Raw genomic sequence first — 12,987 nt, 5'->3', positions numbered from 1 at the left:
TAGACGGCGCAGATGCTGCTAGCTGGCCTTGAGCCTGGGCGGCGGCCTGCTCAGGCGCGGCAATCGCCGGCGAGAGCCCAGCACGTCCTCGATGTCCTGGCGCGCGCCGTCGATGAGGCGGATGATCGCGCGCTCGGCCCCGCTCGGGTCGTGCGCGATCACCGCGTCGATCACCGCGCGATGCAGCGGCAGCGAAAGCGCGGGCCCGTCGGGCTTGGCGGTCGATATCTCGAAACTGGTGCGCAGCAGTGCGCTGAGCACCTTGCTCATCTGCGCCAGCATGCGGTTGCCGGCGGCACTCAGCAGGCCGTTATGGAAGCGCAGGTCGAAGGTGACGTAGTCGCCGCCGTTTTCCACCGCCTCCTTCATGCCGGCGAAGGCCGTTTCTATTTCCGCGATGTCCTTGGCCGTGGCCCGCTCGGCCGCGAGCCTGACGGCCGCCGGCTCCACGACGCGACGCAGGTCCTGCAGGTCGCGCAGGAACTCGGGCGTGAGCCCCGCGCGCGCCTGCCAGGTGATGACATCGGGGTCGAACCAGTTCCACTTGTCCTGGGGCAGCACGCGCGTGCCGACCTTCGGCCCCGTGACGATCAGGCCCTTGGCCGCCAGCGACTTGATGGCCTCGCGCACCACGGTCCGGCTCACGCCGAGTTCCTCGCCGAGCACCGGCTCGGAGGGGATCGACGCACCGATCGCATAGCGTCCCGACACCACGGCTTCACCGAGCAGCTCGAGCGTACGACCGTGGATGTTCTTGATCATGTGTGATGCGAAATTCGGTATCTCGACGCTCGAAAACACCAAGGGTCCGGCGTGCTGGTCGCGCTTATCATATGATGATTGAAAGCCCGGATCGGCAGGACAAACCCTGAGAGTTCTGCCTCTTATTTCGACAACAAAGAGAGACACTCCATGAGCACCGCTCCCAAGAAAAAACCCGGTGAACTTCGCAGCCAGCAATGGTTCGGCCGCAACGACCGCGACGGCTTCATCTACCGCAGCTGGATGAAGGGCAAGGGCCTGCCGCACGACCAGTTCGACGGCCGCCCGGTCATCGGCATCTGCAACACCTTCAGCGAACTCACGCCCTGCAACTCGCACTTCCGCACGCTGGCCGAGCAAGTGAAGATCGGTGTGTACGAAGCGGGCGGCTTTCCGCTCGAGTTCCCCGTGATGTCGCTCGGCGAGACGCTGCTGCGCCCGACCGCCATGCTGTACCGCAACCTCGCGAGCATGGACGTCGAAGAAAGCATCCGTGGCAATCCGCTCGACGGCGTGGTGCTGCTCATGGGCTGCGACAAGACCACGCCCGCACTGATGATGGGCGCGGCCAGCGTCGACCTGCCGACCATCGGCGTCTCCGGCGGCCCGATGCTCTCGGGCAAGTGGCGCGGCCAGGAGCTGGGCTCGGGCACCGGCGTATGGCAGATGAGCGAGCAGGTGCGCGCCGGCACGCTCAAGCTGCAGGAATTCTTCGAGGCCGAGAGCTGCATGCACCGCAGCCACGGCCACTGCATGACGATGGGTACCGCCAGCACCATGGCGAGCATGGTCGAGTCGCTGGGCATCGGGCTGCCGGGCAACGCGGCCTACCCCGCCGTGGACGGCCGCCGCAACGTGCTCGCGCGCCAGGCGGGCCGGCGCATCGTCGACATGGTGCACGAGGACATGAACATGTCGAAGATCCTCACGCGCCAGGCGATCGAGAACGCCATCAAGGTGAACGCGGCCATCGGCGGATCGACCAACCTCGTGATCCACCTGCTGGCCATCGCGGGGCGCATCGGCGTGGACCTCACGCTCGACGACTTCGACCGCCTCGCCTCCGAGCTGCCCTGCCTCGTGAACCTGCAGCCTTCGGGCCAGTTCCTGATGGAAGACTTCTGCTACGCGGGCGGCCTGCCGGTGGTCATCAAGGAGATCGCCGACCACCTGCACAAGGACATCCTCACCGTCACCGGCCAGAGCGTGTGGGAGAACGTGAAGGACGCCGAGAACTATGGCCCGCAGGTCATTCGCACGCTGGCCGAGCCCTTCAAGGAGAAGGCCGGCATCTGCGTGCTGCGCGGCAACCTCGCGCCCAACGGCGCCATCATCAAGCCCAGCGCGGCCACGCCCGAACTGCTGGTGCACAAGGGCCGCGCGGTGGTGTTCGAAAGCGCAGAAGACCTGCACAAGCGCATCGACGACGAGAACCTCGACATCGACGAGCACTGCATCATGGTGCTGAAGAACTGCGGCCCCAAGGGCTACCCCGGCATGGCCGAGGCCGGCAACATGCCGCTGCCGCCGAAGGTGCTGCGCAAGGGCATCACCGACATGGTCCGCATCAGCGATGCGCGCATGAGCGGCACGGCCTACGGCACCGTGGTGCTGCACACCGCACCCGAAGCCGCAGCCGGCGGCCCGCTGGCGCTGGTGCAGGACGGCGACATCGTCGAGCTCGACGTGCCGAACCGCAAATTGCATCTGCATGTGAGCGACGAAGAGCTGGCGAAGCGCCGCGAGAAATGGGTCGCTCCCAAGGCGCCGCTGGACTCGGGGTACTGGAAGCTCTACGTCGACACGGTGCTGCAGGCTGACCAGGGGGCCGACCTGGGCTTTCTGCGTGGTCGCCGTGGGGCTTTCGTGCCGCGCGACAATCACTAGGACCGAGGGCTGAGGGTTCGCGGCGCGATCACGCCGACGGGGGACATTCGCGGAGGGGAGCACCCGGTGGCTTGTGCACGCACCCCGACACAAATCCTCAAAACGCAGGCGACAGACATGACACGACTGATAGCCATCGACTGGGGCACAAGCTCGCTGCGCGGTGCCTTGCTGGACGCCCAAGGCAAGGTACAGGAAGAACGCAGCGATGCGCGAGGCATCCTCGCGGTGCCCGAAGGTGGCTTTCCCGCCGTCTTCGAGTCACTGTTCGGCGACTGGATGCGCCTCGAGGGCGCGCGCTGCCTGATCTCCGGCATGGCCGGCAGCAAGCAGGGCTGGGTGGAAGCACCGTACTGTGCCTGCCCCGCCGGCCGCGTCGAGGTGGGCCGCAGGATCATCGACGTCGACGCCATCCCCGGTGCCAGCATCGCGATCGTGCCGGGCCTGAACGACGAGCACGACGGCGTGCCCGACGTGATGCGCGGCGAAGAGGTGCAGATCTTCGGTGCGATGTCGATCACCGGCCTGGACGACGGCGTCTTCGTGCTGCCCGGTACGCACAACAAATGGGTCACGGTCAAGAAGGGCCGCGTCGCGGGCTTCCGCACCTACATGACGGGCGAGTTCTACGCGCTGCTGAGCCAGCATTCGATCCTGGCGCGCATGCTCGACGCGTCGGCACCGCTCGACGAGGCCTCTTTCCTCGAAGGCGTGACCTGCTCGGAAAACGGCCACGGCCTGCTGCACAACGCCTTCGGCACGCGCACGCTGGCGCTGTTCGAGCGCATGCCGAAGCAGGAATTGTCGAGCTATCTCTCGGGCCTGCTGATCGGTGAGGAACTGCGCACGCAGTCGCTGCAGGCCGCCGGCGAGGTGATCCTCATCGGCTCGTCCGCCCTCACCCAGCGCTATGCACTGGCCCTGCGCGCCACCGGCGTCGCCACACGCACGCTGGGCGCCGAAGCCACCTGGGCCGGACTGCACGCGCTGTCCGGTTTTCTCGACACCGACAGAACCCCCACATGACCACGCCCCTCGAAAAATTCCATGCCGCGATGCGCGAGCTGCCCCTGGTGGCGATCCTGCGCGGTCTCACGCCCGCCGAGGCCGCCGACATCGGCGACGCCATCGCCGGACCCGGCTTCCGGCTGCTCGAGGTGCCGCTCAATTCGCCGCATCCTCTGGAAAGCATTGCGCTGATGCGCAAGCGCTTTCCGCACGCGCTGGTCGGCGCCGGCACGGTGCTCGGCGCGCAGCAGGTGCGCGAGGTGCACGCGGCCGGCGGCGAGCTGATCGTCTCGCCCAACTTCAACGCCGAGGTCATCGCCGAGGCCGCACGGCTCGGCATGGTGTGCCTGCCGGGCGTCATGACGCCAACCGAGGCCTTCGGCGCGCTCGCGGCCGGCGCCACGGGGCTCAAGCTGTTCCCGGCCGAACTGGCCTCGCCCGCCGTGGTGAAAGCGCTGCTGGCCGTGCTGCCGGCCGGCACGCCCGTGATGCCCGTGGGCGGCATCACGCCCGCGAACATGGCCGAATGGCGTGCGGGCGGGGCTGCAGGGTTCGGTATCGGCTCCGCGCTCTACAAGCCCGGCAAGCAGGCCGCGGCGGTGTGCGACGATGCGAAGAAATTCATCGCGGCCTGGACGGGATTGATCCAGGCCTGATCCAGGACGCAACCCAAGAACAAGGAGCCCCCTCGATGTCCGCCGATGCCGCCTACGCCAGCCCCGCCGTCAGCAAGCTGCGCGAAGACCTCGCCCTGGCCTTGCGCGCCGCCGCCCACCACGGGTTGTCCGAAGGCGTCTGCAACCACTTCAGCGTGATGCTGCCGGGCGCGCAGGACCGCTACCTCATCAACCCCCGCGGGCTGCACTGGAGCGAGATCGGCCCCGACGACATCGTGCTGATCGACGTGCACGGCGAGGTGCTTGCGGGCCGCCACCGCGTGGAGCCCACAGCCCTCTTCATCCATGGCGCGGTGCACCGGCTCACGGGCCATGCGGTCGTGATGCACTGCCACATGCCGTACGCCACCGCGCTCACGATCACGGCCGACCGCGCGCTCGACCCGACCGCCAGCCAGAACGCGATGCGCTACATGAACCGCATCGCCATCGACGCCGAATACAACGGCCTCGCGCTCGACGACGCCGAGGGCGAACGCATCGCCCGCGCGATGGCCGGCAAGGACGTGGCCTTTCTCGCGAACCACGGTGTGATCGTGGCAGGCGGCACCATCGCCCATGCCTACGACGACCTCTACTACCTGGAGCGCGCCTGCCTGCACCAGGTGATCGCGCAATCGACCGGCCGTCCGCTCGTGCCGGTCGACGCGAAGCTGGCCGCGCATGTGGCGGCGCAGATCCAGGGCGAGCGCGAACAGTCGGACCTGTTCTTCGAAGCCCTGCGGCGCATGCTGCCCGCCCCGCGCGACTGAGCATCCGGCCGATACGGCCAATGGCCTGTCCGCGGGACATGTTCCGCGGTGCAAAGCCATTCACAATTGTGTCTTGACCATGCCGCGTCCGGCGCGCACGGGCTTACAGCTCTTCATCCGATTTCGCTTCAGCCTTACAACAACTTCACACGCAGGCGCGAGGATGAGGCTTCCAACCACAACCGGGGGATCAAGTGAAAAAGCTTAGTTTCGCAATCGGTGCCGCGGCCTTGTTGTCGCTGGCCACACTCAGCATTCCGGCCCAGGCCCAGACGGGCGGGCGCTTCATCCAGGCGCAGGTGTATGTCGTGCCCGCACCGCCACCACCGCCCCGCCACTATTACGCGCCGCCGCCCCCGCCGCGCCACTATTACGGCCCCGGCTACTACCGCGGTCCGGATCGCCACTACGGCCGCCGCTGGGACGACCGCCCGCGCTATGGCCGCAGGGACAACGACGGCGACGGCGTACCCAACCGCTACGACCGCCGGCCCAACAACCCCTACCGCTATTGACGAAGGCCCGGGCCGCGCGCCCGGGTGCTCCATTCGGGCATCGGTTCAGGCTGCCCGCGGCGAGCCGGCATAGGGCGGCGTCGGACTCGACAGGCCCTGCTTGAGCTGCCGCGAGACCTCGTCGGCCAGAGCCTCGGGTCGGCCCGCGTCCACGTCCGGTTCGTTGCGCAGGCGCGGGCTTCATCAGGCCTGCGCCATGCGCCGCAGCAGCCCGCCGGTGGTACGCGGCCAGCCGACGCGGCCGAACCAGGCCCCGCCCGCGATGGCCGATGCGATCACGATGCCGTACACCGCCAGCGCCACGCCCTGCGCCCCGAACACGCCGGTGAGCCCGCCTCCCCAGCGCAGCGCGAGCCAGCCTCCCGTGCCCGCCACCGCCAGGCGCGCGATGTTGCCCAGCACCGGCCACAGCAGGCGGCCCGCGCCCTGCGACGCGAAATACAACACCAGCCCGACGCCGAAGAAGCCATACAGCGGCCCGACCACGCGCAGGTAGTGCGCGCCGGTCTCGAGCATCGCCGGGTCGCTGCCGAACAGCAGCAGCCACGGGCGCGGGAACAGCGCGGCCGCGAGTCCGATGGTTTCTGTGAGCGCAAAGGCCAGCGCCGCGCCGGTCCAGGTGGCGCGCAGCGCGCGTTCGCGCTGCCCTGCCCCCATGCAGGTGCCGACCATGGCCACCAGCGGCGCGCCGAGGCCGAACACCAGCGGCACCAGCAGGTATTCGAGCCGCGAGGCCGTGCCGTAGCCGGCCAGCGCGCCCGAGCCGAAATGACCTGTCAGCGCAGTGGCGATGCCGATCGACAGGTTGGTCGCCACCGTCGACACCGCCCCCACCAGCCCGATGCGCAGGATGTCGCGGAACAGTGGCCAGCGCAGCTTCAGCGCGGCCAGCGTGGGCCGCAGCAGGCTGCGCGGCGAGCGCAGGTAGACGATCAGCGCGACGGAGCCCAGCAGGTAGTACAGCAGCAGCGCCATCGCACCGCCCGCGATGCCCATGCCCGGCAGCGGTCCGATGCCGAAGATCAGCAGCGGCGACGCGGGAACGAGGAACACCACGCCCACCACCGTCACGTTGGCCGGCACCGACATGTTGCCGGTGCCGCGGATGATGGCCGAGAGCGAGTTGAAGAGCCACACCAGCGTCGCGCCCGCGAACACCCAATTCGAGTACGTGAGCGCAGCCTCGAGCGCCGGCCCCGTGCCGCCCATGGTCCCGTAGAGCCATTGCCCGCCCAGCAGCAGGGCCAGCGTGAAGCACAGGCCGAAGCCCAGCGCGATGACGATGGCATGCCACACCAGCGCATCCGCATCGTCTTTGCGGCGTGCGCCAAGTGCGCGCGCGATCGACGAGGCGATGCCGCCGCCCATCGCGCCACTGGAGGTCATCTGCATCAGCATCACGATGGGAAACACCAGCGCCATGCCGGCGAGCGCATCGGTGCCGAGCCTGCCGACGAAGTAGGTCTCGATAAGGCCGACGGAGGCCTGTGCCAGCATCACCAGCACGTTGGGCGCAGCCAGGCGCAGCAGGGTGGGCACGATGGGCGCCTCGAGCAGGCGGCGCGTGCGCGGGTCGAGCTCGGTGTGGGCTGTCGTCATGTCGGGGGCTCCGCGCGCTCAGGCCCGTGCCGCGGCAGGCGCGACCTGCGCGCCGGCCTTCGCCGCCGGACGGCGGATCATCATCACGACCACCGCCGCCACCAGGCAGGCTGCGCCGGCCGCGTAGAGCGCCGGTGTGTAGGTCAGCAGCAGCGTGCGCGCGAAGCCGGCGCCGTAGGCGGCCGTGGCGGCGCCCAGCTGGTGCGCGGCAAAGACCCAGCCGAACACCAGGCCCACCTTGGCGGGGCCGAAGGCGGCGCCCGCGAGCTTGACGGTCGGCGGCACGGTGGCGATCCAGTCGAGGCCGTAGAACATCGCGAAGATGCCCAGGCCGTAGATAGTGAACTCCGAATGCGGCAGCCAGAACAGCGACAGGCCGCGCAGGCCGTAGTACCAGAAGAGCAGCTTGCGGTTGTCGTAGCGGTCCGAGAGCCAGCCCGAGAGGATGGTGCCGACGAAGTCGAAGGCCCCCATCATCGCGAGCACCGAGGCTGCGGGCACTGCGCTCATGCCGTAGTCGCCGCACAGCGAGATGAAGTGCGTCTGCACGAGCCCGTTGGTGCTCAGGCCGCAGATGAAGAAAGTGGCGGCGAGGATGAGGAAGGTGCGGTTGGTCGAAACTTCCTTCAACACGCGAAACGGCGTGGCGAAGTTCATCGCCGGCGCGGCGGCGGCAGGCGCGGCCGGCTGGGTGCCGGGCAACTCGCCGTAGGGCAGCAGGCCGAGGTCCGAAGGCCGGTTGCGCATGAGGCACAGCGCCAGCACGCCGATCAGTATGCTGCCGGCCACGATCGGCACGATGGCCGAGCGCCAGCCCCAGTGCTCGATCATCCAGGCCGCGAGCGGCAGGAAGGCCAGCTGACCGGTGGCCGAACTGGCCGTGAGCATGCCGACGACGAGGCCGCGCCGCGCGACGAACCAGCGGTTGGCCACCACCGCGCCGAGCACCAGCGCCGTCATGCCGGTGCCCAGGCCCAGCATCAGGCTCCACAGCACGAACAGGTGCCACAGCTGCGAAGCCATGGTGACCAGTGCCATGCCCAGGCCGACCAGCGCGAGGCCGGTGCAGACCACGGCGCGCAATCCGTAGCGCTCCATCAGCACCGCGGCGAACGGCCCCATCAGGCCGAACAGCGCGAAGCGAAGCGCCAGCGCCGACGAGATCTGCCCGGTGCTCCAGCCGAACTCCTTGCCCAGCGGCTGCAGCATGGCGCCCGGCAAGCCCAGCGCGGCCGACATGGTCAGCATGGTGAGGAAGGTGATGGCGGCGACGATCCATCCGTAGTGAATGCCGCGGCGCTGCAGCCATGCGGAGACGGGAGTGGCGAACATGGGACCTCTGCTGTTGGAATTGAATGTGAGGAGAAGCAGGAAACGAAAACGGAATCCGCGCGCGGCCTCGGACGCGATGGGTGAAGGCGTGCGGTTGGAAAGAAAAGGTTCAGTCTTCGGCGTCGGGCTCGTCCTCCGCGCCCAGCAGTTCCATCGACTCGTCGATCAGCCGGTGCAGCGCGAGCACACGCTCGACGCCCAGCAGCGCATTGAGTTTTTGCTGCGCTGCCTTCCAGTGCAGCTGCGCCTCGCGGCGCTTGGCATCGCCCTCATCGGTGATCTGCACCAGCCGGCTGCGCGCATCGGCGCCGGCGCCCAGCGAGATCCAGCCCGCGGCGATCAGCGGCTGCAGGTTGCGGCTCAGGGTCGAGGCGGTCATCTTGAGTTCGCTTGCCAGGTCGACCGGGCGCGAGGGCCCGAGCCGCGCCAGATTCGACAGCAGCGAGTACTGTGTGGTCTTCAGGCCGCTCTTCGACACCTCGGCGTCGTAGTGCTGCGAGAGGCGGCGCGAGAGCTGGCGTACCTTGAAGCTGGTGCAGCCGCGTGGCTTGGCGAGGGTGTCCATGGGGTATTATTGTAGCTACAACTATTGCATATGCAACTTAACCCTCCAGACAACCCGGACAGGAGAACACCCGGCATGACGCAGAACCCCAGCCAGCTCGACGCATGGATCGCCGAAGAGCGAAAGATCACCGAACGCCTCGAAGCCGGCCCAGGCCCTGGCCTCGCCCGCCCCGACCAGATCGCGGGCAAGACCGGCCTCGAGATGATGCAGGCGATGCTGAACGGCGAGATTCCCTTTGCAGCCATCGCCAGGACGCTGGACTTCACGATCCTCGAAGTGCGCCCGGGCGTGGCCATCTTCCAGGGCACGCCGCTGCCGCAGCACCTGAACCCGCTGGGCACCATCCATGGCGGCTGGGTCGCCACGATGCTCGACTCCGCCCTGGGCTGCTCCGTCCACACGATGATGCCGCCCGGGCGGGCCTACACCACCGCCGAGCTGAACGTGAACTACGTGAAAGGCCTGACGCCCAAGGTGCAGCGCGTGCGCGCCGAAGGCAAGGTGATCCACTGCGGCCGCCAGCTGGCCACCGCCGAGGCCCGCCTCTTCGGGCCCGATGGCACGCTGTACGCGCATGCCACCACGACCTGCCTGGTGTTCGAGACGCGGCCGGCGGGCTGAGCCGTGGGAAACGAGATCCAGCCGGCCGACCTGGGCTTCTTCTGCGCGCTGGCGAGCGCCGGCAGCCTCAGTGCCGCGGCACGCGAGCTGGGTGTCTCGACGGCGGCCGTGAGCAAGCATCTCGCGCAGATGGAAGCGCGCCTGAGTGTCAGCCTGCTCAACCGCACCACGCGGCGCATGAGCCTGACGCCCGAAGGCGAGCTCTATCTCGAGCACGCGCGCCGCATCCTGAACGACATCGACAGCATGAGCGAGATGCTGGGCGCGTCGAAGGCGACCCCACGGGGACTGCTGCGCGTCAACGCCACGCTCGGCTTCGGCCGCAGCCACATCGCACCGCTGATATCCAAGTTCGTGCGCGAATATCCGGAGGTGGAAGTGCAGCTGCAGCTGTCGGTCAATCCGCCGCCGCTGACGGACGATTCCTTCGATGTCTGCGTGCGCTTCGGCGCGCCGCCGGATTCGCGCGTGATCGCAAGGCGGATCGCTGCCAACCGCCGCCTGCTGTGCGCCGCGCCGGCCTACATCGCCAGGCGCGGCATGCCCAAGGTGCCCAGCGACCTGGCCAGGCACAACTGCATCGGCATCCGGCAGGGCGAGGAGGCCTACGGCCTCTGGCGGCTGTCGAGCGGCCGGGGCAAGAGCGCCACCACGCAGGCCGTCAAGACACGCGGCACGCTGACGACGAACGACGGAGAGATCGCCGTCAACTGGGCGCTCGACGGGCACGGCATCCTGATGCGCGCGGAGTGGGACATTGCCCGCCACCTGCGCAGCGGCCGCCTCGTGCAGGTCCTGCCGCAGCACCACACGCCGGACGCGGACATCTACGCGGTCTACCCGCAGCGCCACCGACTCGCGGCGCGCGTGCGCGCCTTCGTCGACTACCTGGCACTGTCGCTCGCACGGCAGGCTTCGGCGGACCAGCCGGCGGACTCATCGGCGGCTGGCACCAGGCGGCGGTAGTCGCCAAGGGGGCCGCGGCGGGGTAACCCGCCGTCAAACGCAAGCTCAAACGCGCCGCGCCTACGGTCGCGCTCCCTTCGACTCTCTCTTCAAGGTGAGCCTCATGCCCAAATTCGTCATCGAACGCGCCATTCCCAACATCGGCGCCGCCAGCGCCGCCGAACTGCAGGCCGTGTCCCAGAAGTCGTGCGGCGTGCTGCGCGAACTCGGCCCCGACGTGCAATGGGTCCACAGCTACGTCACGGGCGACAAGATCTACTGCGTCTACAACGCGGCCAGCGAAGAGCTGGTGCGCGAGCACGCGCGCAAGGGCGGATTCCCCGCCGACAGCGTGGCCCGCGTGGTGACGACGATCGATCCGACGACTGCGGAGGCCTGACCCCACGATCCTGCTGCGCCCCGTGCCTCGCTCTGCCACACTGCTGGCATGAGGCCCTTCGTCCAGCTTCTTGGCGTGCCGTGTGTGGTGAGCCCAGACGGCCCGGTCGCGCCCATCCGGGGCCACAAGGCCTGGGGACTGCTTGCCTATCTCGCGCTCCAACCGGGCGCTGTTGCGCGGCAGCGCCTGGCCGGATTGCTGTTCGAGGACGCCGAAGACCCGCTGGCTGCGCTGCGCTGGAACCTTCGCGAACTGCGTCGGGCCCTGGGCGACTGCACGCTGCGCGGAGATGCGATCGCCTTTCCGCACGAGCACGTCGCCGGCGTGGACGTTGCCGTGCTGACGCGGGGAGACTGGTCGGACGCGTTGTCGCTCCATGGGCTCGGATGCGAGCTGCTGGAGGGCCTGGGCTTTTCATCGAGCCCGTCGTTCGCAGCGTGGCTGCAGTCCGAGCGACGAAGGATGCAGGCCACGGCGGAAGCCGTGCTGCGCGAAGCCGCCTTGTCCCGCGTGGCGGACGGGGCGCCGGGCGCGGCCGCCGACCTGGCCTACCGGCTCGTCAGCCTGGACCCGTTGGACGAAAACGCGCATGTCCTGCTGGTGCGCTGCCTTGCGGCGGCGGGCGACGGGATGGGCGCGGCGCGGCAGGCGGCCGCCTGCCGGGAACTGTTCAGGCGCCAGCTCGGCGTCGCACCCGGGCCCGCGCTGGCCGATGCACTGCACACCGTGACGGCCACGCCGACAGCCCGGCCGGCCATTGGCCGCGCGGGTGCCCTGGCGCAGCTCGAGGCTGGCGAGGCCGCCATCGGCGCGGGCGTGCTCGAGGCCGGCCTGCAATGCCTGCGCCGAGCCATGGTCGACGCCGACGGCACCGGCGATCCCGCCCTGCGCACGCGCGCGCGGGTCGCGCTGGGCGGCGCGCTGGTGCACGCGGCGCGCGGCCGCGACGAAGAGGGCGCCGCGGCCCTGCACGAGGCCTTGGCCATCGGCCGTGAAGCCGCGCCCGCACTGGCCGCCGCCGCATGCCGCGAACTGGGCTACGTCGAGTTCCTGCGAGGTCGCTATGAGCGCGCGCTGGCCTGGATGGCACGGGCAGAGCCATTGGCAGGCGACTCCCTTGCCGAGCGGGCCCGGATCGCCACGGTGAAGGGCTCCATCCTGAGCGACTCGGCCTATTACCCGGCCGCCATGGAAACGCTGCGCGACGCCGCAGCCTGGGCGTTGGAGGCGGGCGAGCCCAAACAGGTGATCTACGCCGAGTCCATGCTGGGTCGGGCCATGATCCTGCGCGGCGAATGGGAAGCAGCGAGGCCGATCGTCGACCGTGCCGTCGACCAGGCTGGCCGGCTGTGGGCCGCCTTCCTTCCCTGGCCCTTGTCCTTTCGCGCCGAAATAGATCTGAGCGACGGCCAACTGGAGCCGGCCGCTGAGCGCTTCGAGCACGCCTTCGCGCTGGGATGCCAGTTGGGCGATCCATGCTGGGAAGGCATTGCCGGCCGCGGCCTCGGACTGGTCGCGATGGCTCGCGGCGACGCTGCGCGCGCCGAGGAAATCCTGCTGGACACACTGGCCCGTTGCACCCGCCCGCCGGACGCCTACCTGTGGGGCGAGGCCTATGTGCTGGAGGCGCTTTGCCGTCTTGGCGTGTCGCGGCGCACGTCGCCGATCCGCCGGCAGGTGGACGAGTTGATGGACATCGCCGCACGAACCGGCATGCGGGAACTCGTGGTGCGGGCCCACCTCCTTCGCGCCGCCCTCGGCGATCCGGATGGGGCGGTGGCCGCACGAACCCTGGCCACCGACATCGACAACCCGGCGCTCACCGCGTTGACGCTGAACGTCGATTCGCCTGCAGTAGGCCTTCAGCTCGTAAGTCCAAACGGCTCATCCCCTCTTCGTCAGTGATAATTGTTCGCATTGG

General features: G+C 69.0%; 13 protein-coding genes. 9 read left to right on the top strand and 4 right to left on the bottom strand.

What is annotated here, in order from left to right; genetic code table 11:
* Nucleotides 1–18: 18 nt before the first annotated feature.
* Complete coding sequence (locus PMI12_RS04380; RefSeq protein ID WP_007829524.1) at nucleotides 19–762, bottom strand: FadR/GntR family transcriptional regulator; 744 nt, start codon at nucleotides 760–762, stop codon at nucleotides 19–21.
* Between the two features lie 150 nt (nucleotides 763–912).
* On the opposite strand from PMI12_RS04380, the gene PMI12_RS04375 reads away from it, so the two are divergent.
* From PMI12_RS04375 to PMI12_RS04355, 5 genes are all read left to right on the top strand, one after another.
* Nucleotides 913–2,649, top strand: a complete 1,737-nt coding sequence (locus PMI12_RS04375) for an IlvD/Edd family dehydratase (RefSeq protein WP_007829523.1) — start codon at nucleotides 913–915, stop codon at nucleotides 2,647–2,649.
* Nucleotides 2,650–2,766: 117 nt separating this feature from the next.
* Entirely contained in the window at nucleotides 2,767–3,675 is a 909-nt protein-coding gene (locus tag PMI12_RS04370) for a 2-dehydro-3-deoxygalactonokinase (RefSeq protein WP_007829522.1), read from the top strand.
* Nucleotides 3,672–4,313 (top strand): 2-dehydro-3-deoxy-6-phosphogalactonate aldolase, encoded by a 642-nt coding sequence (locus tag PMI12_RS04365; RefSeq protein ID WP_007829521.1) that lies wholly within the window; start codon nucleotides 3,672–3,674, stop codon nucleotides 4,311–4,313. Before PMI12_RS04370 ends, PMI12_RS04365 begins: the two co-directional genes overlap by 4 nt.
* A complete protein-coding gene (locus PMI12_RS04360) occupies nucleotides 4,313–5,086 on the top strand; it encodes an aldolase (protein ID WP_272943554.1) in 774 nt (257 codons plus the stop codon). Before PMI12_RS04365 ends, PMI12_RS04360 begins: the two co-directional genes overlap by 1 nt.
* Before the next feature lie 194 nt (nucleotides 5,087–5,280).
* Entirely contained in the window at nucleotides 5,281–5,601 is a 321-nt protein-coding gene (locus tag PMI12_RS04355) for a hypothetical protein (protein WP_007829519.1), read from the top strand.
* Nucleotides 5,602–5,784: 183 nt separating this feature from the next.
* On the opposite strand, the gene PMI12_RS04350 is transcribed toward PMI12_RS04355, so the two are convergent.
* The 3 genes from PMI12_RS04350 to PMI12_RS04340 form a co-directional block, all read right to left on the bottom strand.
* On the bottom strand, nucleotides 5,785–7,200 hold the full coding sequence (locus PMI12_RS04350; protein ID WP_007829518.1) for an MATE family efflux transporter: 1,416 nt from the start codon (nucleotides 7,198–7,200) through the stop codon (nucleotides 5,785–5,787).
* Nucleotides 7,201–7,218: 18 nt separating this feature from the next.
* Nucleotides 7,219–8,532, bottom strand: a complete 1,314-nt coding sequence (locus tag PMI12_RS04345; protein ID WP_007829517.1) for an MFS transporter — start codon at nucleotides 8,530–8,532, stop codon at nucleotides 7,219–7,221.
* 109 nt (nucleotides 8,533–8,641) lie between these two features.
* Nucleotides 8,642–9,097, bottom strand: coding sequence for a MarR family winged helix-turn-helix transcriptional regulator (locus PMI12_RS04340; protein ID WP_007829516.1), 456 nt, complete (start codon nucleotides 9,095–9,097; stop codon nucleotides 8,642–8,644).
* A gap of 75 nt (nucleotides 9,098–9,172) precedes the next feature.
* Between PMI12_RS04340 and PMI12_RS04335 the strand changes: the two genes are divergently transcribed.
* The 4 genes from PMI12_RS04335 to PMI12_RS04320 all read left to right on the top strand — a co-directional run bounded on the left by PMI12_RS04335 (nucleotide 9,173) and on the right by PMI12_RS04320 (nucleotide 12,971).
* Nucleotides 9,173–9,721, top strand: coding sequence for a PaaI family thioesterase (locus PMI12_RS04335; protein ID WP_007829509.1), 549 nt, complete (start codon nucleotides 9,173–9,175; stop codon nucleotides 9,719–9,721).
* Nucleotides 9,722–9,724: 3 nt separating this feature from the next.
* Nucleotides 9,725–10,687, top strand: coding sequence for a LysR substrate-binding domain-containing protein (locus tag PMI12_RS04330; protein ID WP_007829505.1), 963 nt, complete (start codon nucleotides 9,725–9,727; stop codon nucleotides 10,685–10,687).
* A gap of 103 nt (nucleotides 10,688–10,790) precedes the next feature.
* Nucleotides 10,791–11,066 (top strand): DUF4242 domain-containing protein, encoded by a 276-nt coding sequence (locus PMI12_RS04325; protein ID WP_007829504.1) that lies wholly within the window; start codon nucleotides 10,791–10,793, stop codon nucleotides 11,064–11,066.
* A 48-nt stretch (nucleotides 11,067–11,114) separates the two neighbouring features.
* Entirely contained in the window at nucleotides 11,115–12,971 is a 1,857-nt protein-coding gene (locus PMI12_RS04320) for a BTAD domain-containing putative transcriptional regulator (protein ID WP_007829503.1), read from the top strand.
* Nucleotides 12,972–12,987 lie beyond the last annotated feature (16 nt).

The organism is Variovorax sp. CF313 (genome assembly GCF_000282635.1).
Lineage (GTDB): Bacteria > Pseudomonadota > Gammaproteobacteria > Burkholderiales > Burkholderiaceae_C > Variovorax.
The sequence above is the reverse complement of the archived record's forward strand: the minus strand, read 5'-3'. Positions and strand labels throughout refer to the sequence as shown.